Origin of the sequence: Actinoplanes sp. CA-142083, assembly GCF_050942195.1 — a bacterium.
Classification (GTDB): domain Bacteria; phylum Actinomycetota; class Actinomycetes; order Mycobacteriales; family Micromonosporaceae; genus Actinoplanes.
Window position 1 is genome coordinate 6,424,906 of sequence record NZ_CP192076.1, and the last position, 24,257, is coordinate 6,449,162.

The 24,257-nt window shown below is 71.6% G+C and carries 24 protein-coding genes; 8 read left to right on the forward strand and 16 right to left on the reverse strand.

Going from position 1 to position 24,257, the window contains the following annotated elements; genetic code table 11:
- The first annotated feature begins 14 nt into the window (after window positions 1-14).
- The gene (locus ACQPZX_RS29575) at window positions 15-1,628 is read left to right on the forward strand and encodes an FUSC family protein (RefSeq protein ID WP_433362007.1); all 1,614 of its coding nucleotides are present in this window, start codon (window positions 15-17) and stop codon (window positions 1,626-1,628) included.
- Here ACQPZX_RS29575 and ACQPZX_RS29580 read toward each other — a convergent pair.
- The 3 genes from ACQPZX_RS29580 to ACQPZX_RS29590 all read right to left on the reverse strand — a co-directional run bounded on the left by ACQPZX_RS29580 (window position 1,582) and on the right by ACQPZX_RS29590 (window position 5,913).
- A complete protein-coding gene (locus ACQPZX_RS29580; protein ID WP_433362010.1) occupies window positions 1,582-4,887 on the reverse strand; it encodes a caspase, EACC1-associated type in 3,306 nt (1,101 codons plus the stop codon). The genes ACQPZX_RS29575 and ACQPZX_RS29580 overlap by 47 nt on opposite strands.
- Window positions 4,874-5,164, reverse strand: a complete 291-nt coding sequence (locus ACQPZX_RS29585; RefSeq protein WP_433362013.1) for an effector-associated constant component EACC1 — start codon at window positions 5,162-5,164, stop codon at window positions 4,874-4,876. Before ACQPZX_RS29585 ends, ACQPZX_RS29580 begins: the two co-directional genes overlap by 14 nt.
- 77 nt (window positions 5,165-5,241) lie before the next feature.
- A complete protein-coding gene (locus tag ACQPZX_RS29590; protein ID WP_433362016.1) occupies window positions 5,242-5,913 on the reverse strand; it encodes an SDR family oxidoreductase in 672 nt (223 codons plus the stop codon).
- A gap of 72 nt (window positions 5,914-5,985) precedes the next feature.
- Between ACQPZX_RS29590 and ACQPZX_RS29595 the strand changes: the two genes are divergently transcribed.
- A complete protein-coding gene (locus ACQPZX_RS29595) occupies window positions 5,986-6,501 on the forward strand; it encodes a TetR/AcrR family transcriptional regulator (RefSeq protein WP_433362019.1) in 516 nt (171 codons plus the stop codon).
- On the opposite strand, the gene ACQPZX_RS29600 is transcribed toward ACQPZX_RS29595, so the two are convergent.
- The gene (locus ACQPZX_RS29600) at window positions 6,488-7,090 is read right to left on the reverse strand and encodes a TetR family transcriptional regulator (RefSeq protein WP_433362022.1); all 603 of its coding nucleotides are present in this window, start codon (window positions 7,088-7,090) and stop codon (window positions 6,488-6,490) included. The genes ACQPZX_RS29595 and ACQPZX_RS29600 overlap by 14 nt on opposite strands.
- Entirely contained in the window at window positions 7,087-8,595 is a 1,509-nt protein-coding gene (locus ACQPZX_RS29605) for an MFS transporter (RefSeq protein ID WP_433362024.1), read from the reverse strand. The genes ACQPZX_RS29600 and ACQPZX_RS29605 overlap by 4 nt, the downstream gene beginning before the upstream one ends.
- A 56-nt stretch (window positions 8,596-8,651) precedes the next feature.
- Between ACQPZX_RS29605 and ACQPZX_RS29610 the strand changes: the two genes are divergently transcribed.
- The 3 genes from ACQPZX_RS29610 (at window position 8,652) to ACQPZX_RS29620 (ending at window position 10,673) form a co-directional block, all read left to right on the forward strand.
- Complete coding sequence (locus ACQPZX_RS29610; RefSeq protein WP_433362027.1) at window positions 8,652-9,539, forward strand: amidohydrolase family protein; 888 nt, start codon at window positions 8,652-8,654, stop codon at window positions 9,537-9,539.
- A gap of 73 nt (window positions 9,540-9,612) precedes the next feature.
- Window positions 9,613-9,768: a hypothetical protein gene (locus ACQPZX_RS29615; protein ID WP_396029318.1), complete on the forward strand. Its 156-nt coding sequence runs from the start codon at window positions 9,613-9,615 to the stop codon at window positions 9,766-9,768.
- A complete protein-coding gene (locus ACQPZX_RS29620) occupies window positions 9,765-10,673 on the forward strand; it encodes a PfkB family carbohydrate kinase (RefSeq protein WP_433362031.1) in 909 nt (302 codons plus the stop codon). The genes ACQPZX_RS29615 and ACQPZX_RS29620 overlap by 4 nt, the downstream gene beginning before the upstream one ends.
- Here the strand turns inward: ACQPZX_RS29620 and htpG are convergent, their stop codons facing one another.
- The 3 genes from htpG to ACQPZX_RS29635 form a co-directional block, all read right to left on the reverse strand.
- On the reverse strand, window positions 10,674-12,509 hold the full coding sequence (gene htpG / locus ACQPZX_RS29625) for a molecular chaperone HtpG (protein WP_433362034.1): 1,836 nt from the start codon (window positions 12,507-12,509) through the stop codon (window positions 10,674-10,676).
- A gap of 169 nt (window positions 12,510-12,678) precedes the next feature.
- Window positions 12,679-13,668, reverse strand: a complete 990-nt coding sequence (locus tag ACQPZX_RS29630) for a hypothetical protein (protein WP_433362037.1) — start codon at window positions 13,666-13,668, stop codon at window positions 12,679-12,681.
- Window positions 13,669-14,065: 397 nt separating this feature from the next.
- Window positions 14,066-15,025 (reverse strand): RNA polymerase subunit sigma-70, encoded by a 960-nt coding sequence (locus ACQPZX_RS29635; protein WP_433362040.1) that lies wholly within the window; start codon window positions 15,023-15,025, stop codon window positions 14,066-14,068.
- 83 nt (window positions 15,026-15,108) lie between these two features.
- On the opposite strand from ACQPZX_RS29635, the gene ACQPZX_RS29640 reads away from it, so the two are divergent.
- A complete protein-coding gene (locus tag ACQPZX_RS29640; protein ID WP_433362043.1) occupies window positions 15,109-15,600 on the forward strand; it encodes a GNAT family N-acetyltransferase in 492 nt (163 codons plus the stop codon).
- Between the two features lie 388 nt (window positions 15,601-15,988).
- On the opposite strand, the gene ACQPZX_RS29645 is transcribed toward ACQPZX_RS29640, so the two are convergent.
- The 3 genes from ACQPZX_RS29645 to ACQPZX_RS29655 form a co-directional block, all read right to left on the reverse strand.
- The gene (locus ACQPZX_RS29645; RefSeq protein ID WP_433362046.1) at window positions 15,989-17,224 is read right to left on the reverse strand and encodes an RNA polymerase sigma factor; all 1,236 of its coding nucleotides are present in this window, start codon (window positions 17,222-17,224) and stop codon (window positions 15,989-15,991) included.
- Window positions 17,221-17,553, reverse strand: a complete 333-nt coding sequence (locus ACQPZX_RS29650) for a YciI family protein (protein WP_433362049.1) — start codon at window positions 17,551-17,553, stop codon at window positions 17,221-17,223. The genes ACQPZX_RS29645 and ACQPZX_RS29650 overlap by 4 nt, the downstream gene beginning before the upstream one ends.
- 76 nt (window positions 17,554-17,629) lie before the next feature.
- On the reverse strand, window positions 17,630-18,001 hold the full coding sequence (locus ACQPZX_RS29655; protein WP_433362052.1) for a nuclear transport factor 2 family protein: 372 nt from the start codon (window positions 17,999-18,001) through the stop codon (window positions 17,630-17,632).
- Window positions 18,002-18,084: 83 nt separating this feature from the next.
- Between ACQPZX_RS29655 and ACQPZX_RS29660 the strand changes: the two genes are divergently transcribed.
- Together ACQPZX_RS29660 and ACQPZX_RS29665 are read left to right on the forward strand one after the other, a co-directional pair.
- Window positions 18,085-18,636, forward strand: coding sequence for a TetR/AcrR family transcriptional regulator (locus tag ACQPZX_RS29660; RefSeq protein WP_433362055.1), 552 nt, complete (start codon window positions 18,085-18,087; stop codon window positions 18,634-18,636).
- A complete protein-coding gene (locus tag ACQPZX_RS29665) occupies window positions 18,633-18,953 on the forward strand; it encodes a hypothetical protein (RefSeq protein WP_433362058.1) in 321 nt (106 codons plus the stop codon). The genes ACQPZX_RS29660 and ACQPZX_RS29665 overlap by 4 nt, the downstream gene beginning before the upstream one ends.
- Here the strand turns inward: ACQPZX_RS29665 and ACQPZX_RS29670 are convergent.
- From ACQPZX_RS29670 to ACQPZX_RS29690, 5 genes are all read right to left on the reverse strand, one after another.
- Complete coding sequence (locus tag ACQPZX_RS29670; protein ID WP_433362061.1) at window positions 18,950-19,606, reverse strand: discoidin domain-containing protein; 657 nt, start codon at window positions 19,604-19,606, stop codon at window positions 18,950-18,952. The two genes, ACQPZX_RS29665 and ACQPZX_RS29670, sit on opposite strands and share 4 nt — an antisense overlap.
- Window positions 19,607-20,059: 453 nt before the next feature.
- Window positions 20,060-21,604 (reverse strand): hypothetical protein, encoded by a 1,545-nt coding sequence (locus tag ACQPZX_RS29675; protein ID WP_433362064.1) that lies wholly within the window; start codon window positions 21,602-21,604, stop codon window positions 20,060-20,062.
- On the reverse strand, window positions 21,601-22,068 hold the full coding sequence (locus ACQPZX_RS29680) for a hypothetical protein (RefSeq protein ID WP_433362067.1): 468 nt from the start codon (window positions 22,066-22,068) through the stop codon (window positions 21,601-21,603). The genes ACQPZX_RS29675 and ACQPZX_RS29680 overlap by 4 nt, the downstream gene beginning before the upstream one ends.
- Window positions 22,065-22,964 carry a hypothetical protein gene (locus ACQPZX_RS29685; protein WP_433362070.1) on the reverse strand — a complete coding sequence of 300 codons (900 nt, stop codon included), beginning with the start codon at window positions 22,962-22,964 and terminating at the stop codon, window positions 22,065-22,067. The genes ACQPZX_RS29680 and ACQPZX_RS29685 overlap by 4 nt, the downstream gene beginning before the upstream one ends.
- A complete protein-coding gene (locus ACQPZX_RS29690) occupies window positions 22,961-24,226 on the reverse strand; it encodes a hypothetical protein (protein WP_433362072.1) in 1,266 nt (421 codons plus the stop codon). Before ACQPZX_RS29690 ends, ACQPZX_RS29685 begins: the two co-directional genes overlap by 4 nt.
- Window positions 24,227-24,257: the final 31 nt, after the last annotated feature.

Here is a 24,257-nt window from a genome sequence, read left to right on the forward strand (position 1 = left end):
TGTAGAAGGAAGAAATGCCCAGATCGGTCGGGCCGGAGGTCCGCGCCGCGACCCGGTTGCGGCCGGTCGACGCCGCCTGGGCGTTCGCGCTGCGCGCCGGCCTGGCCGTCGCGATCCCGCTGGTCACGCTGGTCGCCGCGGACCGGCCGTCCTGGGCCGGGGTGGCCACGTTCGGCGCGTTCACCGCGCTCTACGCCCGCGACGAGCCCTACCGCCGCCGGGCCCGGGTGCTCACCGCCGCGGCGGCCGGACTGGTCGCCTGCGTGGTGATCGGCACGCTGGTCGAGGGCAGCGGGCCCGGCTCGGTCGTCGCCGTCGCGCTCGTCGGCGGGGTGGCCACCCTGGTCTGCGGCCGGTTCCGGGTCGGGCCGCCCGGCGGTCTGATGTTCGCCTTCGCCACCGCCGTGACGAGCGCCCTGCCGGCCGGAGCGGGCGGGTCCGGCGCCGGGGGCGCCGCCACGCTCGCGACGTGGTCCTCGGCCGGCGGCAATGTCTGGCGCAACGCCGCGCTGTGCGCCGGCTCGGCCGCGCTCGCCTGGCTGATCGCGATGGCCGGCGCGCTGGTCGACCGGGACGCGCCGATGCGGCTGGCGGTGGCCCGGGCCTTGCGGGCGGCGGCCACGCTGGCCGCCGCGCCCGGCGGTCCGGCCGGATTACAGGCCCGTTACCAGGCGGCGCTAGCGGTCGAGAAGGCGTGGCGGGCCGTCCCCGCGTCCCGGCCGGCCGAGGCGCTGCTGGTGGCGCACGCCGAGACCGAGCTGAGCGGCCCGCACGGCCACGATCCGGCGGTCGCCGCCCAGCTGCGGACGCTCGCCGACGCGGCCGCCAAGCGCGGTCCCGCGCCCGCCCTGACCACCGACCGTGGCGAGGCCGACGAGGTACGCGGCCGCCGGATGGCCACGCTGCTGCTGCGCGACCCGCTACGCCGCGCGCCCGGCCCGCTGCTGCCGGCCGCCGCCCGGGTGGCGGCAGGCGCCCTCGCCGCCGGTGCCGTAGCCGGCATGCTCGCCCACCTCACCGGCCTGGGCCATCCCTACTGGGCGGCGCTGTCGGCGGTGGCGGTCCTGCAGGCCGACTCGCTGCGGCTGACCTTGCAGAAGGCGATGCAGCGCGCGGCCGGCACGATCCTCGGCCTGTTCCTGGCCGGAGCCGCCGTGGCACTGCCCGGCGGCAAGTGGACGCTGGTCGCCTCGATCGCGATCGCCCAGGTCGTCGCCGAGTTGCTGGTCGTGCGCAACTACGGCTTGGCGATGCTCGCCATCACTCCCCTGGCCCTGCTGGTCGGCGAGCTCGGCCGCCCCACCCCGCCGATGGAGCTGATCGGCGACCGGCTGGTGCAGACGCTGCTGGGCTGCGCCCTGGGGCTGGCGGCCGCCGCGCTGGTACGCAACCGGGCCGCCGCCCGTCACCTCGAGGACGCGATCAACCAGGTAGCGGCGGCCACATCGGTCCTACGACGCGAGCCGGCCGGCGCCACCGGCGAGGCGAGGCGGCTCGCGCTTCTGCTTCTCAGACTTCGCGAGGCGTACGTCGTGGCCAGCGGCGAGCCGGGCCTGGCGCCCGACGCGACCGAACGCGTCCTCAAAGCCGAGCGTGCGGCTCGACAGGCCCTGGTGGCTCGCCACTGAACGCCCGTCCCGCGGGCGAGTGGCCGAGCGGGTCGTCGAGCCGTGGGGTCCGCGCTGCCCGGACCGCATCCACCACCGGCTGGATGACGTCTGCCATCGCGCCAACGCCATAAGCCGGGGGCACATCGCGTTGCCGGTCCGGGTGAAAGAGGAAGTCGATCTCGTGCCGGATGCGCTGATCCGCCTCCTCTCGCGTGAGCCCCGCCAAGTAGCCGAGCTCGCTGTGGCCGGCCGCGTATTTGATCCGGCCCCACTCGCAGTGGAAGGCGTTCGCGTCGACAGCGACGGTGCATCGGTCGTTCCGCCCGAACGGGACGTCACCACGCACGTCGAAGGCAGTCGCTTCGATCGTCGTCGGCGAGTCCGGCCCGGCCGCGCTCGGGTGACGCGCTGCAGCCCCGCGGGCGGTCCGGAACGGACTCCGCGGATCCGGCGCGGGAGCCAGCATCTGCCGCACGGCGGCCGCGGCGACGGCGCGAACAGGCGCGATCCCGTCGGCGGACCAGCCGGCGAGCAGGGCCGCGGCGTGGGGCGAATCGCCGAGCAGCCCCGCGATGTGCGCCCGCGACCACCATCGCCCGGGGTCGGCCCGCAGCGCCTCGACGATCCGTTCGGCCATCGGCCCGGCCCCGCTGCCGTCGAGGCGATCCAGCAGCGCGGCCACCTGCCGGGGCGACCGCTTCTCGACGACGAAGCTGAGGAATCGGTCCACCAGGTCGGGCCGGCGGCCCCCGGTGCCGGCCGGCTCGGGCCCGACGTGCCAGACCCGCGCTGTCCAGGAGGGCACATACTCGTGCTCGGCGAGCCGTTCGAGGAGTCCCTCCGCGCCGACGGTGTCTCCGGCCGCCCAAATCCGGGTCAGGAACGCCAGGAAGACGCCAGGCGGCTCGCCGATCAACTGGTTGGCCAGAAGCGAGCGGATGACGGGACGATTTTCGGCTGTCGCGGCCACATGAGCGGCTGCCGAGGGGGAGGAGACGACGGCATCGATGACCATCGTCTCGCGCCCCGGCGGGCCTTGTGCGTAGAGCTTCATTTTGTGGCCGGGCAGGACGATCGTCGTCCCCTGTGCCAGGTCGTCGATCACTGCTTCGAGTGCCCCCGGTACTTCCGCGGCGATGCGGCGGGCGACGACGCGCTGCCGCGGTCGATCCAGTCCTCGCGTCATAGCGAGCACATTGCCGGCGTGCGCCTTGGCCAGACGGCCGAGGAACGCCGTCGCCCCGTCGGCGTCCTCGAGCAGGACGATGAGGGCGCCGGCCTTCGCCGGGTCCGCCTGGTCCACCACGGCGTCGATCAGGAACTCGAGCGCGAGCGGGTCGGTGCCCTGCAGATGGCGGAAAAGCTCGGCGACCTCGCCGGCCTCCCGGCTCGCGGCCGCCTCGACGACCCGCCGCGCGTCCCAGGGCCGGCCCGCCTCGGCCACGGCTCGCAGGCAGCCGATGATCTCGGCGACCGGCCGCCGGGCCGCGGCAGCGGCGACCAGGTCGCCCGCCTCCTGGTCGTAACCTCCGCGCCACAGCACTTCGGCGAGCAGCAGCAGGTCGGGCCCCGTCAAGGTGGACGCCGCCGAGGCGACGGTGTCCTCGACCGCGTACGGGATCGCGGTCGCCCAGAGTGGCAGGAGCATGGCGGCATAGTCGCCAGGCTGCCCGCACTCGCTCAACGCGCGGCCGACCAGCTCCCGGGCCTGTTCCTCGTGACCAGCCGTGTGCATCGCCTCGGCGAGCGATGCGATGTCGACGGGGCTGCGCCGGGCGAGGACCGCGGTGGCCGCCGCGTAGACGAGGAACGCCGCCTCCTCCCGTCCCGCTTCCCGCAGCACGTCGCCGACGCCGGCCGCGTCATCCGGCGGGATCCGGGCGGCGGTGCGCTCCAGCAGCGTCTCCAGCACACCGTCCAGCCCCGGCTCGGTGGAGAGAGTGGCGACCAGGGCGATCAGATCGTCGGGCCGGCCGAACCGGGCGTCGACGGCCGCGTCCAGCAGGGCGTCGCGTTCGGCGGGGATCAGCCGTCCCGCGACCGCCACGACCGATGCCGCGGCGAGCCCGGCGACCTGCCGGCGGAACCGGGCCAGCACGGCCGGCCGCCGCAGCCCGGCGAGCATGCCGATCAGGTCTGCCACCTCGGCCGACGGACGGCGCGCGGCGGCCGCGAGAACGCGGTCGGCGTCGGCCGGGGCGCCGGTCGTGTCCAGGGCCTCGACGATGCCGACCACTTCCTGCCGCGCCCGCCAGGCGCCGATCGTGTCGAGGAAGGCTGCGGCGGCCCGGTCACCGCCGTCTGCGCGCATCTCGGCGAGCCGCTGCACAACCGCGGCCGGAGCGAGCCACGGCGGCCGCCCGCCCGCGTCGCGCAGCGCCGGAGGCCGCGGCTCGGCGTGAGACGGCCCGGCGGGCGACGTCGGGGCGCGCGGCCCCGGAGGCGGCGGCTCGGCGTGAGACGGCCCGGCGGGCGGAGACCCGACGGACGGCAGCTCGACCGACGCGGACTCGACCGACGCGGACGCGGACTCCACGGGCGTGGAGCGGCGCGCGGCCCGGTTTCGGGCGAGCACGATGTAATGGCCGCGGTTGCCGACGCGCTGCTGCGGCACCGGATGGCCGGCCGCGAGCAGGCTGTCGCGCAGCCGCCAGTACAGGTCTTCGGTTCTCAACAGCTCGGGGCCGCCGGGCAGACCCTCCGCCAGCAACCGCGCGAGCGCCCCGGTGAATGCGGTGAGCGAAGCATCCGGCGGCGCGACGGCGAGGCTGCGCTCGTCGCAGGCGGTCAGCAGATAGGTGCCCTCGACGACTGTCTGGTCGGCAAAATCGCCCATCGTGGCCTTGCCGCTGTAACAGCAGTCCAGGATGACCACCTTGGACGGGCAGCGAGCCTCCAGCATCGCGCGGCGGACGCGCTGGTAGTCGACGGCCCGGTGGATCGGGTCGTTCTCCGCGTTGCCGAGGGCCAGGAACAACTGGCCCGAGTCGATGTCGAGCAGTCCGTGCCCGGCGAAGTAGAACAGCAGCGTGTCGGTGGCCGCCCGGGCGGCGGCGAGCAGCGCCTCCTCGACCTCGTCGGTGACGGCCGCGTCGGTGAGCGCCACGCAGTGCTCCGCGGGCAGCCCCCAGATCTCCGGGTCGGTGAGCAGGTCATGCAGCCGTGCGACATTGCGGGGCACGGCCGGCAGCGGGCTGAGGTACGCGTAATCGGCCGGGCCGACCAGCACGGCCCGGGAGCCCGACGGATCGGGCAGCGTGAAGTCAGTCGTCGTCATCCAGCGCCGCCCGCAGCATTCTCTCCAGGGTGGCCATGCTTTCCGGCGAGTCGTCGGTCAGGGTCACCCGCACGCCGCGGGCCTCGAAGGTGATCGGCGGTTTCCGCGGGCGGGTGCCGAGCCACGCCCGCAGAGCCACCAGGAAGCTGCTGAGAGCGATCGTGTTGCTGAGCACGATGTTGACGATCTCGGCAGCCCCCTGGTGGGTGGGGCTGGGCTCGGCGGTGACCTCCAGGCCCGGCGAGCGGCGGAGCCAGTCGTACAGAGTCTGGAGCACGGGGAGATCTTGCTGGTCAGAGACGCCGGCGGAGACCCTCATGCATGGGATTCAAGCACGCTGCGTCGATCTCGATGTCACCCGGCGAGGCCGGCCTTCACGCCGCGGGTCACGTCGTCGGCGAGGATCTCGGTGCGGCCCTCGGCGACGCCGTCGAGGGCCAGCGCGGCCACGATCGCCGGGTCGGTTTTCTGGTCGGCCGGGACGTGGGCGGCCATGTCGGTGTCCATGTAGGCCACGTGCAGGCCGGAGACCGCGATGCCGCGGGGTGCGAGCTCCTCGCGGACGGCGTTGGTGAGCGCCCAGCCGGCGGCCTTCGCGCCGCTGTACGCGCCGGCGCCGGACGGGTGGAACCACGACAGCACGGACAGGACGTTGAGGATCGCGCCGCCGCCGTTGGCCTCGATGATCGGGGCGAAGGCGCGGGTCACGGCGAGCGTGCCGTAGTAGTGCGTGTCCATCTCCAGGCGGATCTGGTCGAGGTCGCCGGCGATCAGCGATTGGTGGGTGCTCGAGCCGGCGTTGTTGATCAGCAGGGTGACGTCACCGGCGACCTTCGCGGCGCGCTCGACCGAAGCGGGGTCGGTGACGTCGATCTGCAGCGGAATGGCGCCGGGCAGGTCGACCGTCTCGGGGTTGCGGGCGCCGGCGTACACCTTGGCGCCGCGTTCGATCAGCTGGGCGGCGAAGTGGCGGCCGAGGCCGCGGTTGGCGCCGGTGACGAGGGCTACGGAGTTCGTGAGGTCCATGCGAGTTAGATTACGGCCGTCATCTAAAGCGGGCAAGGTAATAGATGACACACACCATCTATACTGGGCGGCATGGGAAGGGTTTCGCAGGCGCAGGCGAAAGAGAACCGGAAACTCATCGTCGAGACGGCCGCCCGGCTGTTCCGCGAGCGCGGGGTCCCCGGTGTCAGCGTGGCCGACGTGATGGCCGAGGTGGGGCTGACGCACGGCGGGTTCTACAAGCAGTTCGCCAGCAAGGAGGCGCTGGTCGCCGAGGCGGTCGGGCAGGCGTTCGGCGACCTGACCGACCGGCTCACGACCGTCGACCGGGAAAGTTTCGTCCGCGGTTACCTGTCGGCGGAGCATCGCGATCGGCCGGGCGACGGGTGCCCGGCGGCCGGGTTCGGGGGCGACCTGTCGCACGAAAGCTCGGGGGCCGCCGTCGAGGCGTACGCGAAAGGCCTTGAACTTTATGGTCGCGAGCTGGGCAGCCTCGCGGACGTCGCCACGCTCGTCGGCGCGATCGTGCTGGCCCGGGCGACCGCCGGAACGGAAATTTCCGGCCAGGTCTTGCAGGCGGCCCGGGAAAGGTTGCTCAGCGAAGCCTGAACTGCTCCTCGAGCATCTGCAGCGCGTCCTCGACCCGCTCGAAGTCGGCCGCGTCGAAACCGCCGCTCGCTCCCCCGGGCGGCGCGACGGCCAGCACCACACCCACCATCGCCCCGGCGATCACCCGATAGACCAGGTCGTCGGCCGGCTTTCCGTCGCGGTCGGCGAGCGCGGCGGCGAGCATGTCGACCGCCAGGACCGTCTGGTTCATCGCCGCGGCGCGCAGCTCGGGCACGGTCTGGTAGATGCGCTGACGCCGACGCTCGCTCGCCCACTCCTCCGGGCTGAGCTGCAGAAACACCGACCGCATGCCCTCGAGCAGAGCGCGCACCGGCGAGGTGCCCGGCGGCTGCGCCTTGATCGCGTCGACGATCAGCGGGTCGTAGTCATCGGTGAGGATGACGTCTTCCTTGGTCGGAAAGTATCGGAAGAACGTGCTCTGCGAGACCTCGGCCGCCTCCGCGATCTGGTCCACGGTGGTCGCCGCGTACCCCTGCTCCTCGAACAGACGCATCGCGTGATCGCGGATGGCGGCCCGGGTCTTCGCTTTCTTGCGTTCCCGTAACCCGGCCGGCAGGGACGAGGTCATAGGCCCGATTCTGCCAGCACGAGCCGCTCCTGCTCCACCGGCGCGGCGGGCGTGCGGCGCGGGAGCATGAACAGCGCGAGGATCGCGCCGGCCGCCGCGACGGCGGCCGCGACCAGCAGCGAGACGTCCATGCCGTGGGTGAAGGCATCGCGTACGGCATCGAGCAGGCTCGCGTCGTGCGCCTGGGTGGCCACCGCGACGCCCGAGGAGGCGCTCTCCCGCACCGGGCCCGACGAAATCGGCAACTCGGAGCGATAGGCGCTGTTCAGAACCGTGCCGAGCACCGCGACGCCGATCGCGCCGCCGACCTGCCGCATCGCCTGGAGCAGGCCGTTGCCGACGCCGCTGCGCTCCGCGGTGAGCGCGCCGAGCGCCGCGTCCATCGACGGCGGGAGCGTGAAACCGAGCCCGATGCCCGCGACAGTTATCCACGCGGCGACGAAACCGTAACCGCTGTTCGCGCCGGTCAGGCTGCCGACGACCATGGCGGCGGTCATCATCGCCAGGCCGCCGGCGATGACGATGCGGTTTCCGGCCCGGGCGGCAACTTTCTCGGCCGTGCGCGCGCCGATCAGCAGGCCACCGATGATGGGAAGCAGGCGCAGGCCGGAACCGAACGCGTCCTGGCCGCCGACCGCCGAGAAGAACTGCGGAAGCGCGAAAAGCAGGCCGAGCATCGCGAAACTGGCGATGGTCGCGAGAACCGCGCCGCCGGTGAAGGCGCGGGAACGGAACAGGCCGAGGTCGACCAGCGGCGCCTTGGACTTTCGCTGCCAGACCACGAAAGCGACGAGCAGGACCACGCCGCCGGTTATCGTGATCAGCGAGCGGGCGTCGCCCCAGCCGCGATCGCCGGCCTCGATGATGCCGTAGGTGACGGCGACCAGGCCGCCGGCCGAGAGCAGCACGCCGAGCGGGTCGAAGCGGCGGGTGCGGTCGCCGTGCGACTCGGGCACCCAGAGCGCGACCGCGACCAGGGCGATCGCGACCAGCGGGACGTTGATCAGGAAGACCGAGCCCCACCAGAAGTTGTCGAGCAGCCAGCCGCCCAGCAGCGGGCCGAGCGGAATGCCGAGGGCGCTCGCGGTGAGCCAGACCGACAGCGCCTTCGACCGGTCCTTGTCGTCGAAGAGCACGGTCAGCACCGCGCCGGATAGCGGCATGAGCACGGCCGCCCCCAGGCCGAGCACGGCGCGGGCGCCGATCAACTGGCCGGTGGTCGCCGACCAGGCGCAGGCGGCGGACGCGGCGCCGAAGACGAAGAGCGCGCCGAGCAGCAGCTTCTTTCGGCCGAACCGGTCGCCGAGCATGCCGGCCGGGAGCAGCACGGCCGCGAGGACCAGCAGGTAGGCGTTCGTGAACCACTGCAGGTCACCGGTGGTGGCGTGCAGGTCACGGCTCAGCGTGGGCAGGGCGACGCTGAGGATCGTGGTGTCCAGCCCGATGGCGAGCGTGGACAGGGCCAGGGCGGCCAGCGCGTACCAGCGCGATGTGGAAGTAACCATGTTTTGACAGTAGCTCTCACTTCATAGCAGCTGTCAAGTTCTAGGATCGGGGTGTGATGAACGACGACGAAGTGCCGGGGTTCTGGGCCGGACTAGGGTTGCCGGGCCTGTTCGACGTGCATACGCACTTTCTGCCGCCCCGGATGGAGCGCCGGGTGTGGGCCCACTTCGAGATGGCCGGACCGCTGCTCGGGCGCCCCTGGCCGATCACCTACAAGGTCGACTTGGCGGAAAGAGTCGCGAAAATGGGCGAGCTTGGCGTGCGAAAGTTCAGCGCTCTCGCGTACGCCCATAAGCCGGAAATGGCCGCGGACCTGAACCGATGGTCGCTGGATTTCGCCGCACGGACCCCGCAGTGTCTTCGCAGCGCGACATTCTTCCCGGAGCCCGGCGTGCTCGGCTACACCCGGGCCGCGCTCACGACCGGCGCCGAGATCTTCAAGGTGCATCTGCAGGTGGGCGGCTTCGACCCCCGGGTGCCGGAGCTCGACGAGGTGTGGGGGCTGCTGGCCGAAACCGGCACGCCGGTTGTCGTGCACGCCGGATCGGGGCCGGTCGCGGCGGGTTTCACCGGGCCGGGGCCGCTCGGTGAGGTGCTCGCCCGGCACCCGGATCTCGCCGTGATCGTCGCGCATCTCGGGGCGCCGGAATACGAGGGCTTCCTCGCGCTGGCGGAAAGTTTCCCGCGCGTCCGGCTCGACACGACCATGGCGTTCACAGATTTCTTCGAGGAGATGGCGCCGTTTCCGCCGGGCCTGCGGCCGCGGCTGCGTGCGCTCGGGCTGAGCGGGAAAGTTTTGCTCGGCAGCGATTTCCCGAACATTCCGTACGCCTACGCGCACCAGCTCGAGTCACTCGCCCGGCTGGATCTCGGCGACGACTGGTTGCGGGCTGTGTGCTGGGGGAATGCCTGTGACCTGTTCGGTATGACGCCGCGCGGGTGAAGGTCCGGCATCCACGAGCGCGGACGTGTCACGATCATGTAGGCAACGCGTCCGGGTCGCGGAAGGGGCCGGCATGAAGAAGGCAATCGGCTGGATCGTGCTCATCCTGGTCATCTTCTACATCGGCACGAGCCCCGGGCCGGCCGCCGACATGGCGCAATCCATCGGCAACGGCATCGCCGAGGCCTTCCGCGGGATCGGCACGTTCTTCCACGATCTCGCCACATGAGCCGGATCCTGTGCGCCGGTCTCGTCACGGTCGACCTGGTCCATCGGGTCGGCCGTTTTCCCGGGGCCGACGAGAAAGCACAGGCGAGCGCGGTTTCGATCGCGGCGGGCGGGCCGGCGGCCAACGCCGCCGTCACCGCCGCCGCGCTGGGCGCGTCGGTCACTTTGGTCACCGCGGTCGGCGCGCATCCGCTGGGTTCGCTGATCAGGGCAGACCTTGACGCGTACGGGGTGGAGCTGATCGACGCGGCGCCGGGATCGTCCACGCCGCCACCGGTCTCGGCCATCACCGTCCTCGAAGGAACCGGGCAGCGGACAATCGTCAGCCGCAATGCGGGGGACGTCACGGTAGGCGTACCGGATGGCGGTCTGCCGGACGCGGACCTGACGCTTGTCGACGGCCATCACCCGCACCTGGCCGTCGCGGCAGCGCGAAGCGCTCGACGCCTGCTCGTCGACGCCGGCACCTGGCGCCCGGTTTTCGCGGAAATCTTTCCGTACGCGGAGGTGGTGGCGGCGTCGGCAGCTTTCCGTCATCCGGCGGAAACTTCACCCACCGACGCGGCGCTGGCCGCCGCGATCGGCGCGCCGCACGTCGTGGTGACGCACGGACCTGACCCGGTGCGATGGTTCAGCGGCACACGCTCGGGCACGGTCGAGGTGCCGCCGGTCGCGGCCGTCGACACAGCCGGCGCGGGCGACGCCTTCCACGGCGCCCTCGCAGTAGCCCTCGCGGACGCCGATATCCCGCGCCCGGCCAGTATTCCGACGCCGCCGCCGGCCGATCCCGCACCCTATTCGGAGAGATCGGATCTGGCCGACGGCATCGCGTTCGCGATCCGCGTGGCCGGCGTTCGCGTCACCCACGAAGGGCCGCGAGACTGGCTCGCGGCCCTGCCCGGCTGATCAGACCGTGCGGGCGAGACGGTCCGCGAGAAGTTTCGCGAAACGGGCCGGGTCCTCCAGGTCGCCGCCCTCGGCGAGCAGCGCGGTGCCGTACAGAAGCTCGGCAGTTTCCGGCAGCGCCGGGTCGTCCGCGTTGTTTTCGTGGGCCGCGCGCAGACCGCTCACGAGCGGGTGGTTGGGGTTGAGCTCGAGGATCCGCTTGACCCGCGGGCCCTCCTGGCCCATCGCCCGGTACATCTTCTCCAGCGTCGGCGTGATGTCGTCGGTGTCGCTCACCAGGCAGGCCGCCGACGTGGTCAGGCGGTGCGACAGGCGGACCTCCTTGACGTTCTCGTCGAGCCTCTCCTTGAGGAAACCGAGCAGCGGGGCGAAGTCGCCCTCGGGCGCCGGTTCCTCCTTGTCCTTGGGCAGGTCGACGTTGCCGCGGGCGATCGACTGGAGTTTCTTGCCGTCATAGTCGGGCACGGCCTCGACCCAGATCTCGTCGACCGGGTCGGTGAGGATCAGCACCTCGTACCCTTGGGCCTGGAACGCCTCCATGTGCGGCGAGTTCTCCACCTGCGACCGGGACTCCCCGGTCAGGTAGTAGATCTCCTCCTGGCCTTCCTTCATCCGGGTCTGGTAATCCGCCAGCGTCGTGGGTTCCGTGCCGGCCGTCGACGAGAACGTCGCCACGTCGAGGATGGCCTTCTGGTTGTCCGGGTCGTTGAGCAGGCCCTCTTTGAGCGCCCGGCCGAACTCGCGCCAGAAAGTGTCGTACTTCTCGCGGTTGTTGTTGAGAAGATCCTTGATCGTCGACAGGACCTTCTTGACCAGCCGGCGGCGGATCAACTGGATGTGCCGGTCCTGCTGGAGAATCTCGCGCGAAATGTTCAGCGAAAGGTCGGCCGCGTCCACGACACCCTTGACGAACCGCAGGTAGTCGGGGATGAGCTCCTTGCTGTCGTCCATGATGAAGACGCGCTTGACGTAGAGCTGCAGGCCGCGGCGGGCGTCGCGCTGGAACAGGTCGTGCGGCGCGCGCGAGGGCAGGAACAGCAGCGCCTCGTACTCGAAGGTGCCCTCCGCCCGCATGTTGATGATCTCGAGCGGGTCGCTCCAGTCGTGGCTGATGTGCCGGTAGAACTGGTGGTACTCGTCGTCGGACACCTCGGAGCGCGGCCGCGCCCACAGCGCCTTCATCGAGTTGAGCGTCTCCTCGCCCATCCTGATGGGGAAGGAGATGAAGTCGGAGTACCGCTTGACGATCTCCTTGATCTTCCACTCGTCGGCGTAGTCGTAGAGGCGATCCTCCTCGTCCTTGGGCCGCAGGTGCACGGTGACGCTCGTCCCGACCGGGGCGTCCGGCGCGTCGTCGATCGTGTACGTGCCCTCGCCCGCCGACTCCCAGCGCGTGCCGTGGCCTTCCGTGCCGGCCTTGCGCGTGGTGAGGCTGACCCTGTCGGCGACCATGAACGTCGAGTAGAACCCGACCCCGAACTGGCCGATCAGCTCGGTGTCGCGGGCCTCCGTGGCCTCTTTCAGCTTGGCCAGCAGGTCGGCGGTGCCCGACTTCGCGATCGTCCCGATGAGGTCGACGACTTCCTCGTGGGTCATGCCGATGCCGTTGTCGCGCACGGTGAGCGTGCGGGCCTCGGCGTCCGCCTCGATCTCGATGTGCAGGTCGGAGGTGTCGGCCTCGAGCCCGTCCTGAAGCGTGGCCAGCCGCAGCTTGTCCAACGCGTCGGAGGAGTTCGAGATCAGCTCCCGCAGGAAGATGTCCTTGTTCGAATAGATCGAATGGACCATCAGCTGCAGCAGTTGCCGAGCCTCAGCCTGAAACTCCAACGTCTCCATTCCCGCACCCCAACTTGTCGCGGCCGACTTTCGCTCCCAGATGGTATGACCTGAGCGTCACCGCCCGGCGACCCAGGGCCTCCTTTTGGCGGTCTCGCGGCCCTGACCGTCGCCTCGCAGCCCTGGCCGTCGCCTCGCAGCCCTGGCCGTCGCCTCGCCGCCCTGGCCGTCAGCCGACCGGCTGTGTGGCGACCGAGGCTCGATCCCGGACGCGGCGTGCCTCGGCCGCGAGGAGCAGCAGGGCCGCCAGCGCGAAGACCACGTGACTGACCACGACGAGCGCCGTGGAGGACTCGACCACCGGGTGCATCAGGAAGCTGTGCCAGACGTAGGTGAGCAGCGCCCCACCGGCCGCCGCCAGCCGATGCCGGCCGTCCCACCCGTCCCGGCCCGACCAGCGGTAGATGGCGACGGCCGTGCCCGCGAGCGCCACGATCAGCAGCGGCACGCCCAGCGCCGGGGCCAGCTTGTCCCCCACCGCCAGCACCGCCCCCGCACCCAGCGCCGTCACCAGCACAATCCACGGCGCCGGGGCGACGGCGCCGTCACTCTGCACACCAGCACCGGCCTCGCTGTCCCGGGGCACGAGGAACGCGGCAGCGATCAGCCCGGCCACCACCACGACGGTCGTGATCAGCTGAGCCGGGCTCGCCATGAAATGCCCGTCGGCGTAGGAGACGCCAAATGTGAACACGGCCCCGGCCACCGCCAGAACGGCGACGACCACCAGCCCCGGCACCCTCAGCCACGGTTCCGTGCGGCGGTCGGTCCACTCCTCGACCAGCGCGATCGGCACGCTGATGCTCCAGACGGTGTGAAGCGTGAGCACGAACAGCGTCCACGGGATCGAGATCCCCAGCGCCGGCACGAACCCATGGTCGAGCAGGTGAGCGTGAAGATAGTCCGGGTTGAACAGCGACTGCGTCTCCAGCCCTTCCTCGAGCACACCATAGGCAAGAGCCAGCAGAATCATCGTGACCCACCCACGTCCGGCCCGGCGGGTCACTTCCCGCACGAGCACCGCCGCCCCGCCGTAGGCAGGCGCCAGCGCGACAAGAAACGGCAGCTGAGCAAGAGTGAAGTCGCCGAGCAGAAACTCGGCCACCAGCGGTGACAGAAAGAAGAGGGCTATCGCGGGCGCCACCCGACGCATGGACATACCCCGATGCTCAGCCCACCCACCACGGATCATCCGGGCCGGATGTCACCCCTCTCCGATGACATCCAGCGGCCTCCCGCTCCATTTCCCCCGCGAATGGCCGCTCCGCCAGCGCACGCGCCCCGCGCCGTCCCGCACGCCCTCGCGTCGCCGCGCCGCGCCGTCCCGCACGCCCTCGCGCCGCCCGCGCCGCGCCGCCCCGCACGCCCTCGCGCCGCCCGCGCCGCGCCGCGCCGCCCCGCGCGCCCTCGCGCCGCCCGCGCCGCCCGCGCACGCCTCGCGCCGCCCGCGCGGCCCAGGCCGCCCACGCACGCTCCGCGCGGCCCGCTCCCGCTCTGCGCGACCCGTTCCCGCTCTGCGCCCGCGCGGGTGGGATCGCGCGGTGTTCCTGCCCTCGTCAGCCCGGCGGCGGGAACTGGTGGGGCGTGGGCGGGCGGAAGCCGAGGAACGTGGTGACCGACGAGATCAGGGAGTCGCCGAACTCGAAGAGCAGGAGGGCGAACGGCTCGAACTCTCCGCCGGGGCCCGTCGGGCGCTCCTGCCACACGGCGATGTCGCCGTTCGCGAGCTCGGGCACCAGGCGGGCGCCGTGGCACGAACCGTCCGACGCCGCCATGACCTTGGCGACCGTGTCGCGGCCCTGGATCCACCAGGTGAAGGGCGGCATGGAGTTGACGACGTCCTCCTGGAGGAGGGCCACCAGGGCGGTCACGTCATCACGGTGGAACGCGTCGGCGTAGCGCTCCACCAGATCACGTTTGGCGGCGTCGGAAAGCGGGCTCGGCGGTGGCAGGTCGGCCTTGCGCAGGGACGCGCGGGCTCGCTGCAGGGCGCTGGTGACCGAGGGAACCGTCGTCTCGAGCAGGACGGCGACCTCGTCGGCCGGCCAGCAGAGCACGTCGCGCAGGATCAGCACCGCGCGCTGGCGGGGTGGCAGGTGCTGCAGGGCGGCGACGAAGGCCAGGCGGATCGTCTCGCGGCGGACGGCGACGTCGGCGGGGTCGGCGTAAACGGGATCGGCGTGAGCGGGGTCGGTCAGCGACCGGTCGAGGACCGGCAGCACCCAGGTCGACTCGGGCAGCGGGGCGCCGAGGGCGCCGCCGGGCGCGGCGGTGGACGCGAAGTCGACGACGCGGGCACGGCGCCGGGCGGAGCGCAGCATGTCGAGGCAGACGTTGGTCGCGATGCGATAGACCCAGGTGCGCAGCGAGGCGCGGGCCGGATCGTAGTCGTCGCCGTGTTTCCAAGCGCGCAGGAGGGTCTCCTGAGCGGCGTCCTCCGCCTCGGATGGCGAGCCGAGCATCCGATACGCGAAGCCCACCAGCTCTGCGCGCATCGCTGTCAGCTGTGCTTCCATGCCGGGAAAGCTACCCGTCCCCTCCGACAAAAGCATCGGACCAGGGTCTGACATACCTGGGTCGGAGCCTAAGGTCGGACAGCATGGATGAGCTCGTTGTCCGGCACGCCGGCGTCGAGGACCGAGGGCTGGTCACCGATCTGCTTCTGCGGTCCTGGGGCAGCACGGTCGTGGTCGCGCACGGGGTGCGATACGACGCCGCGGACCTTCCGGCGCTTGTGGCCCGGCGCGTGGACCGGGTCGCCGGGCTTTTGACGTACGCGATCGGGATTGACGGTCTTGAAGTTGTCACGCTCGACGCGGTGGAGCGGCATGCGGGCGTGGGGACGGCGCTGCTCGACGCCGCGGCGGAGATGGCGTCCGGGAAAGGGCTCGCGCGGGTCTGGTTGATCACGACCAACGACAATGTGGACGCGCTCCGGTTTTATCAGCGGCGAGGCATGCGGATTGTCGGGATAAATCCGGGATCGATCGACGAGGCCCGGATTTTGAAGCCCTCGATTCCGGTCATCGGGGATTACGGCATCGAAATCCATGACGAGATCATCCTGGAGAGGCGGCTGCCGTCCCGGTGATCGGCGCCGACGCCTGAGGCAGCACAGCTTTGCAAAATGCGGCGAATCGCCCCATCGAGGTTCACGGGGAAAGGCTAGCGTTTGCCCGAGAACCTCGGATTAGGCACCGAGCGATTTTCCCGGCCGAAGACCCGACAGAACTGTTGCGCTGACGGTTCTTTCGATGTGTGATACGTTCCGGTGCCTTCGTCATCCGGAGGCGCATCGACCGGCGTGGTCGTGGGTTGGTGACCGCCATCGCCCGCCCACGGCCGCGTCGCCCCAACGCGCGGCCGCGTCACCCCCGTGCGCGGCCGCGTCCCCCGCTCGAGGCTCGCCGAAGTCGCACTGGACTCTCCCCCAAGGGGAGGGTGCAAGGTTTCTGCCATGCCGACAGAGCACCTCCCCCTCAGCCACCCGACCCGTCAGGTCCCGCCCGCAGCGCGTGGGCGCGCGCCGTCAAAAATCGGCGTTCGGGGTCGTTCCCCGCCCCCGCGGCGGCCCGCTGGTATGACTCGGCCGCCTCCGAGGCGCGGCCGAGTCGGCGGAGCAGGTCGGCCCTGACGACGTCGCGCACGTGGTGGCGGTCGAGACCGTCAAGGCTCTCGACAAGCTCCAGGGCGAGCGCGGGGCCGTGCACCTCGGCGACCGCCACCGCGCGGTGCAGGGCGACGATCGGGGTGGGTGCGAGAGCGGACAGGTGGTCGTACAGATAGAGGATCTGCGGCCAGTCGGTGGACGCGGCGGTCTCGGCGTCGGCGTGCACGGCGTTGACGGCGGCCTGGAGCTGGTAGGGGCCGGGGCGGTTGCGGCGCAGGCAATCGCGGAGCAGGGCTTGCCCCTCGGCGATCAGGGCACGGTCCCAGAGCCGGCGGTCCTGGTCGGCGAGAAGGACGAGGTCACCGGTGGCGGAGGTCCGGGCGGGGCGCCGGGCCTCGATGAGAAGCATGAGCGCAAGCAGGCCGCGAGCCTCCGGCTCGTCGGGCATCAACCCCACGAGGGTACGGGTCAGCCTGATCGCCTCCGTGGTCAGATCGGGCCGGGTGAGGCTGTCGCCGTCACTCGCCGCGTACCCCTCATTGAAAACTAGATAGAGAACGGACAGCACGCCGGCCAGCCGGGCCGGGAGGTCCACGTCGTGCGGCACGCGGTAGGGAATGCCGGCGTCGCGGATCTTGCCCTTGGCCCGGGATATGCGCTGCGCCATGGTCGGCTCGGGCACCAGGAAGGCCCGGGCGATCTCCGCGGTGGTGAGCCCGCCGAGCAGGCGCAGCGTCAGCGCGACCCGGGCGGCGGGCGCCAGCGCCGGATGACAACAGGTGAAGATCAGCCGCAGCATGTCATCGCCCTCCTCCCCCGCTCCCACGAAATCCCCCGCCTCGATAACCGTCGCTTCGACCGCGGCGGCTTCGAATCCCGGGCGAGCCGCTTCCCGCCGCATCCGATCGATGGCCCTGTTCCGCGCGGTGGTGATGATCCAGCCGGCCGGGCTGGGCGGGATGCCCAGCTCCGGCCATCGGCGCACGGCCGTGACGAAGGCGTCCTGCACCGCCTCTTCGGCGACGTCGATATCGCCGAAGTGACGGGTGAGGACGGCGACGGCACGGCCGTACTCCTCGCGGAAGATCCGCTCGATCTCGCTCACACGACCGGCCGGACCTCGATCGTCAGCGGCGGCCGCAGAATCGCTGACATGCGGCGGCCCCACTCCAGCGCCGCGTCCAGGTCGGGGGCCTGGATCACGGTGAAGCCGCCCAGGTGCTCCTTGCCCTCGGCGAACGGCCCGTCCGTCAGCACCCCGTCCCGGATCACGGTGGCGGTGCTCGCCGGATGGAGCCCCAGCGCGAAGACCCAGGCCCCGGCGGCCTGCATCTCGGCGTTGAGCTTCCCCAGTTCCTCCATGATCGGATCGAGGATCTCGGGCGGCGGCGGGTCGCCATCGGGCTGGTAGACGCTGAGCAAGTACTGCCTCATCGGATCGCTCCTCTCGTGTGTCTCCCCCTCTACACGAATGGGCCGCCACGCTTCTCGACAGATCGGCTCGTCAGATTCAGCCCATCATTTCCGCGATCGCGGCGTGGTTGTGATAGTCACGCGACTCCACGATCAGCCCGTCGCGGATCCGCAGCACCTGAATGTTGGCGAGAAGCTCGCCGCCCGTCTCGTAGTCGAACTCGGCGACGATCAGCTCCGGGTCGCCGGTCTCGTAGACGCGGACGTTCCGCGGGATGAGGCTGATCTGCCCGTCGAACCGCGCGAAGTGCTCACGCACCTGGTCACGCCCGTGGATCCGGACGGCCCGCGGCCGCATGAACGGGATCTCGACGGACGCGTCCTCGGCATACAGAAGGTGCAGGCGTGCGAAGTCGCCGCTGCCGATGCCTTCGCTGAGCTGCCGGAAGACATCCTTGGGTGTGCTCATTGCTCCCCCTCGACTAAAGTAGAAGTCTCCACTCCGCTTCCGAATATACGGAGTACGTACTCCGTTTACCACCCGGGATTCGCATGACCCTGCGCGCCGACGCCCGCCGCAACCGCGCCCGCATCCTCGAAGCCGCAGAGAAGGTGCTGGTCGAGAAGGGCACGTCCGCCCCCACCGAGGAGATAGCCCGAGCCGCCGGCGTCGGGATCGGCACCCTCTTCCGTCATTTCCCCACCAAGGAGGAGCTCATCGAGGGCGTCTTCGTGGCACGCCTGCACCGGCTCGCCGACGACGCGGCCCGGCTCGCCGAAGGCCCCGACCCGGGCGAGGCCCTCACATCGTTCCTGCGCCAGGCGGTCTCGCAGGGCGAGGTCAAGAACGCGCTCGCTGCCATGCTGACCTCGGCGGGCGTCGACCTGCACAAGGCGGCCGGCGAGGCGCAGCAGGAGGTCAGGCGGGCGCTGGGCACGCTGCTGCGCAGCGCTCAGGAGTCCGGCGCTGTGCGCCGGGACCTGCGGGTGGCCGATCTGATCGGCCTGCTCGCGGGAGCATCGAAAGCCATCGAGTACGCCGGGCAGGACGCCGCCTCGCGGGACCGGATCCTCTCGGTGATCCTGGACGGGCTGCGCCCATGATCTCGCACATCCACGTCGAGAAGAACCTGAATCGGAACGCCGCCGCGCGCGGCATGCTCGCCGCGACCTTCGGCCTGGTCGCCGACTCTCCGGCGACGGTGACCACCGGGTGCGGGCTGACGGTGGCGTACGCGATGACCTCGGCCCAGCCGGAGAAGGTGACCTGCCTCCCCTGCCGCGACCACGCGGCCCGCTGGCACCTCGCGGCTGCGGCGGACATGCGGCTGCTCTCGCCGGGATCCACGGCGTTCACCTCGCGCGATCTCCTCGCCGCCGCGGCGCATCACCGGGAGCAGGCCCGGCGCTTCGGCGGCTAGCGAACCTCGAATTCCATCAACGAATAGCCGTACTGACTCGACCGCTGGGTGCCGTAGACGCGGACATAGCGGGCCGGGGTCGAGTCGATCGGGATGTCGCGGAGGCCGTCGGTGCCCGAGGAGGTCTCGTAGACGGTGGTCCAGCGCTCGGCGTCGAGAGAGACGTCGACGCGGTACTTGATCGCGTACGCGTGCTCCCAGTTCAGCCGCACGTCGCTGATCTGCCATACGGCGGCGAGGTCCACTTTGATCCACTGCGGATCGGCGAAGCCGCTGCTCCATCGGGTGGCGACGCTGCCGTCCACGGCGGCGGAGGCGTGATAGCCGGAGGCCTCGTCGGTGGAGCTCTCGACCTTCTTGCGGAGGGCCAGGTTGGCCTTGGCCTTGTTGGGTTTGCCCGCCGCAGCCGGTTTCGTGGTTGTGGGCGCGATCGAGGTGGCGGCGATCTCGGTGGGGACGGCGCCGGACGGCGCCGCCGTCGGCTCGGCCGAGGGGACGGGGACGCCGGCGACTCCCGTGCCGGCCGGGCGGGGGTCGGGACTTTCATTTCCGCCCTGGTCGACCGTCGAGGAGCGGTGGTTGATGCCGAACGGGGTTCCGCGAGTGGCCACGAAGGCCGCGCCGGCGCCGACGGCGACCAAGGCGATGACCAACGGGACAAGCCAGAGCCGGCGTCGCCTACGCCGCGCGGGCGCGACGAGGCCGGCGACTGATGGCCTGCGCCCCGGCAGCGGCGCCTGATGGCCGACGGGCGAAGGGCGGCGTCCGGTGGTCGATTCGCCTGGTGTGCGGGGCGGCGCGTCCGGGGTACGGCCGGGGCGGGGCGAGGACGCGAACACGGCGCGTAACGACGCGGCGCGCTCGGAGGCGGCCCGCTCGGAGGCGGTGCGCTGGTTCGGTACGTCAGCCGGATCGGTCGGCGTGCCTTCCACCAAGCTCTCCTCAGCAGCGGAGGTATCGGACGGGGCGTAGCTTAACGATCTTCGGACATTGATGTTCCCGCGCGGGTGCCGCGCGTCGGAAATCAGTCACTGCCGGACCCTCTCGGTCACGCTAGGTAGCCGTGTCCACATCAGGCCGAATCGGAAGGATCCCTGGCTTGTGGATCAGCGGACGAAGAGGAGGAACAGCCCCGCCCACGTGCAGAAGATCATGAACAGGACCACGGGCAGCTCGTCGGCCAGCACGGCCAAGGGCGGGCGGCCGGGGTTGTCGGCGAGAGCCATGTCGTGGGCGGCGAGGACGCCAAGCATGTGGCCGGCCAGGATGAGGGCCACCTGGAGGATCGAGACCACGTGCGGGTCGGGGACGACATCCCAGGTCGCGCCATCGGCGATCCCCCACTGCTGCACGAGGAGCAGCGCGCCGCGCGGACCCTCCACGAGGAGCAGCGTGAGGTAGTGCGCGAGCGTGTAGCCGACCGCGATGGGGATCAGCGAGTTGGTCACGTCCAGTCGGCCGGGCAGCCGGCAGACGGCGATGAAGACGATCCCGCAGACGGCCACCAGTCCCGCCGTCGACCACAGCAGGGGCTGGCCCGCCCGCTGCACGAAGCCGGCCCATGCCGGCGAGCCGGACGCGCTGTCGAAAATGGTCGACCCCCACCAGATCGCGAGGAAGGCGGCCCGTGCCGCGCCGGCCGGGTGATCCGCGGCCAGGCCGGAGAGCGGCGGTCGCCACCGCAGTGGGCTGAGGCGCCCGGCGAGATCGGAGTAGACCTCGAGGAAGTCGCCGCGGGCCGGCCAGTTCGCGCCGTGGCGGGCGGTGAGCGCCAGGTGGACGACCGCGTATCCGGCGATGCAGAGCCCGATCACGAGCGGGTTGGTCCGGCCCGGCGCGGCAAGCTCCAGCCAGACGAAGGCGAGCAGCCCGGCCGCGGCCGCCCACGGTTGATCGGCCGCGGGAGCCGTGCCGCCGGCGGCGGTCTTGGGAACCGGCGCAGCGAAGACCGGCGCGGACACTGAGCCAGGCGGGCCGGTGAGGGCTGAGACGGGCACGGCCGCAGGGACGAATGGCGCGGGCGCTGGTCCGGACGACGCCTGGGTGGGCACCGGACCGGACGACGCGTGGGCGGGCTCTGGACCGGACGACGCGTGGGCGGGCTCTGGACCGGACGACGCGTGGGCGGGCTCTGGACCGGACGACGCGCGGGCGGGCGCCGGACCGGGTGTAGGCGCAGGGCCGAGGGTGGATGCGGGAGCGGCACTCTGCGCAGGCGCGGGGAAGCGCAGGAGCCGGGCGAGCGTGCGGATCGGGTTGAGTGCTCGCCAGACGGGGCCGAACAGGACGCTCAGCGGGATGAGGCCTACCCAGAGCCAGACGAAGAGGGCGTGGGCCGCCGGGTTGTGGTCGCGCGGGCCGAAGAGGGCGGCGGCGGTCAGGTAGAGGGAGATCGCCAGCACGAGGAGCTGCAGCGGGCGGCGCCACCAGGTGGAGCGGGGGTGACGTTCGGTGGGGTGGGTCAGGCGGGGGCGGCGCCACAGCAGGGCCGAGGCCAGGAAGGAGAGGACCACCGTGGCCGCGCCGGCCTGGAGGACGAGGTCCAGCGGGAGAGGCAGGTCGGTCGACTGGCCTACGCCGTGGGCCAGCGGGATCAGGAAGTCGGCTGAGCCGCCTGGCGACGGGGCGACGACGGCGGGTGGCAGGGTCACCGGACCTCTAGCTGCAGCAGCAGGGTGTCGGGGTGGGCTTCGACGTCGAAGAGGCCGGCGCGGTCGGCCACGAAGGACACGCAGCCGGGCGTGTCGGGGGCGGCGTCGTATTCGAGGTCGTAGCCGTGGATGTGGATCTGGACGACCTTGTCCGTGGTGACCTGCACCCGGACGGTGCTGCCCTCCGGGATCAGCACCCGGTGGGGTGCCGGGGAGGCCTGGCCGTTGCGCACGTCGGAGGTGACCAGCACCGCGCCCGGCACGTCCGAGGCGCAGTCCGAGACGGCTGGGGACTCGGTGTGGCCGCATCCCGCGACCAGGGCCGCCGCGGCGACCAGTGCGAGCGCGCCGGGGCGGAGGAGTCCGGTCCGGCGGCCAAGGCACATGCGGAGACCGACGAGAGCGGCGCGGCGGGCGAGTGTCGCGTCAGGACCTGCGAGCTCGGGGCGGCGGCCGGAAGTCATGCGGGGTCTCCGGTGGGGGTTGGCTCGGCGGCGGCCAGGGTGCGCAGGACTGAGGCGCCGGCCACGGCCGTGCCGGCGCCGCAGGACAGGGCCAGGAGCACCAGGACCCGCTCCAGCGTGTCGGGGCCGGCGAACGGGAGCACCGCTCGGTGGAAGGAGGTTACGTCGGGGAGGACGAAGACTGCCGTGAGGGCGGCGCCGGCGCAGGCCGCCAACAGCCCCGCCGGTCGGCCTCGGACGGCGGCCAGCGCCCCTCCGAGGATCAGGGGCCAGGCCAGAAGGTTGATGCCGGCCGCGTTCACGAACGTGCCGAGCATGGGGGCCGAGGCCACCTCCATCGTCGAGCCGAGGACGTGGGCTATCGAGGCGGCCATGGCTGTCAGGGCGGCGGCGGCCAGGAGCAGGTCGGGACGGCGGGCGCGGCGGCAGAGGACCGGGACGGCCACGGCCAGCGCGAGGGTTGCTGCCCACCACGGCGCGAAGAGGGGTGGTTTGTGGCCTTCGAGGACGCCCGTGACGGTGATCGGGACGCCGGCGACGTCCAGGGTCAGGGACCAGGTCTGGGATTCGCCGGGAGCGACCGTTTTGCCTACCGGTGAGGTGCGGGTGTCGGGCCACATCGAGGTGCGGCCGGCCGGGATCACTGTGGGAGTGGCAGGGCCGCCGCCGGGCGGGACTGCCACCGGCGCGGAGGTGCCGTTGACCAGGCGGAGCTTGGCGCCGTCCTCGATGGTGGTCACCGACAGGCCGGGCACCTGCGGGGACAGGGACACCACCCGGCTGCGGGCGTCGGTGGCGACCAGGCCGCCGGCGTGGGCCAGCGCCGGCGACGCCCAACCGGCCACGACCGTCCCGGCCAGCAGGAACAACAGAGCGGAACGACGGAAGAGAGTCACGAAGCGGTGAGGTCGGAGCTCGACGAAGCCCCCGGCATGGAGGGCGAGGCGGCGGGGGATGCGGAAGCGGGAGCGGCCGGCGAGGCGGCGGACCCAGTGGGCGACGCGGGCGAAGGGGCGGCCGGCGGGGAAACGGCGAGGGCGCCGGAAGGCTGGGGTGCGGCGGAGGGTGGCTCGGCGAAGGCGTGAGCGGGCGGACGCACGTTGCGCGCCACCAGGATTGTGGCGGCGCCCGTCAGGGAGACGTAGGTGAGCAGGCCGCTGACCACGTGGACGTTCCAGCCGACGCCTACCTGCACGTCGGCCACGACGAACAGGGTGCCCCACACCAGCGGGGGCGCTACCAAGCCCAGCAACAGCCACGCGGTGGACGGCGACGCCGGGATCAGCGGGGCAACCACGCGGATCACCAGCTCGGTGCCGGCGGCGGCCGCGGCGATGGTGAGCGACATCCACCACGGCTCGTCGGAGAGGAACATCAGGTGCATGGCCAGCGTGGGCACGGCCACCAGGACCGTGGGGACGCCGGGCGGGAGCGGCCAGCGGCGGCCGATCAGGATGATCGGCAGGAGCAGGAGCGCCGTGGTGAAGACGTAGCCGTGGAAGATCTGGGCGTCGGTGGAGTAGATGCGTACGGGGTCCTCGCCGTGGCCGAAAAAGATCGTGCCCAGGACGTTGGCGTGCAGCGAGTAGATGTGCAGGGGCAGGACCGTGAGCAGGGCCGAGACCGTCACCAGGGTGCCGTCGGCGAAGTTCAGCTTGGCGGCCGTGGTCATCAGCGCGGGGCCGACGGCCACGAGCACCATGCCGAGGATGATGAGCTCGTGGCTCGGGCTCACGAAGATCTCGAGGCCCTGTTCGATGCCGAAGACGTTGTGCCACAGCGTGTCGATGCCGCCACCGACCAGCAGGAAAGCCATCCCGAGGATGGGGACGCGCAGCGCGTTCGGCAGGGCGAGCACGCTCTCGTAGGTCGGGATGCGCGGCAGGCGCGGGCGCAGCAGCCACACCAGGGTCAGGCCGGAGGCGGCGATGCCGGAGTAGAGCACCGCGTGCCAGGGCGTCCAGAAAGTTTCCAGCTCGGGTGTGGTGGCGTGCGCGTACGCGTCGAGCTGAAGGCCGGTGACCAACCATGCGCTCGCCACCAGCATGACCCAGCGCTCACGGGCGGAAAACGTGGCGGCGGACGCGGCGACGGACGCGGCGACGGACGCGGCGACGGACGCGGCGACGGACGCGGCGACGGCCGGCGAAGTGGACACGATGATCTCCTCGGGAACGATGCGGGCGGCA

Excerpts from the sequence above, each read along its gene's own strand:
- ACQPZX_RS29575 (WP_433362007.1), top strand. The coding sequence starts at position 15 with ATGCCCAGATCGGTCGGGCCGGAGGTCCGCGCCGCGACCCGGTTGCGG.
- ACQPZX_RS29580 (WP_433362010.1), bottom strand. The coding sequence starts at position 4,887 with ATGACGACGACTGACTTCACGCTGCCCGATCCGTCGGGCTCCCGGGCC.
- ACQPZX_RS29590 (WP_433362016.1), bottom strand. The coding sequence starts at position 5,913 with ATGGACCTCACGAACTCCGTAGCCCTCGTCACCGGCGCCAACCGCGGC.
- ACQPZX_RS29595 (WP_433362019.1), top strand. The coding sequence starts at position 5,986 with ATGGGAAGGGTTTCGCAGGCGCAGGCGAAAGAGAACCGGAAACTCATC.
- ACQPZX_RS29600 (WP_433362022.1), bottom strand. The coding sequence starts at position 7,090 with ATGACCTCGTCCCTGCCGGCCGGGTTACGGGAACGCAAGAAAGCGAAG.
- ACQPZX_RS29605 (WP_433362024.1), bottom strand. The coding sequence starts at position 8,595 with ATGGTTACTTCCACATCGCGCTGGTACGCGCTGGCCGCCCTGGCCCTG.
- ACQPZX_RS29610 (WP_433362027.1), top strand. The coding sequence starts at position 8,652 with ATGAACGACGACGAAGTGCCGGGGTTCTGGGCCGGACTAGGGTTGCCG.
- ACQPZX_RS29615 (WP_396029318.1), top strand. The coding sequence starts at position 9,613 with ATGAAGAAGGCAATCGGCTGGATCGTGCTCATCCTGGTCATCTTCTAC.
- ACQPZX_RS29620 (WP_433362031.1), top strand. The coding sequence starts at position 9,765 with ATGAGCCGGATCCTGTGCGCCGGTCTCGTCACGGTCGACCTGGTCCAT.
- htpG (WP_433362034.1), bottom strand. The coding sequence starts at position 12,509 with ATGGAGACGTTGGAGTTTCAGGCTGAGGCTCGGCAACTGCTGCAGCTG.
- ACQPZX_RS29630 (WP_433362037.1), bottom strand. The coding sequence starts at position 13,668 with ATGTCCATGCGTCGGGTGGCGCCCGCGATAGCCCTCTTCTTTCTGTCA.
- ACQPZX_RS29635 (WP_433362040.1), bottom strand. The coding sequence starts at position 15,025 with ATGGAAGCACAGCTGACAGCGATGCGCGCAGAGCTGGTGGGCTTCGCG.
- ACQPZX_RS29640 (WP_433362043.1), top strand. The coding sequence starts at position 15,109 with ATGGATGAGCTCGTTGTCCGGCACGCCGGCGTCGAGGACCGAGGGCTG.
- ACQPZX_RS29650 (WP_433362049.1), bottom strand. The coding sequence starts at position 17,553 with ATGAGGCAGTACTTGCTCAGCGTCTACCAGCCCGATGGCGACCCGCCG.
- ACQPZX_RS29655 (WP_433362052.1), bottom strand. The coding sequence starts at position 18,001 with ATGAGCACACCCAAGGATGTCTTCCGGCAGCTCAGCGAAGGCATCGGC.
- ACQPZX_RS29660 (WP_433362055.1), top strand. The coding sequence starts at position 18,085 with ATGACCCTGCGCGCCGACGCCCGCCGCAACCGCGCCCGCATCCTCGAA.
- ACQPZX_RS29665 (WP_433362058.1), top strand. The coding sequence starts at position 18,633 with ATGATCTCGCACATCCACGTCGAGAAGAACCTGAATCGGAACGCCGCC.
- ACQPZX_RS29680 (WP_433362067.1), bottom strand. The coding sequence starts at position 22,068 with ATGACTTCCGGCCGCCGCCCCGAGCTCGCAGGTCCTGACGCGACACTC.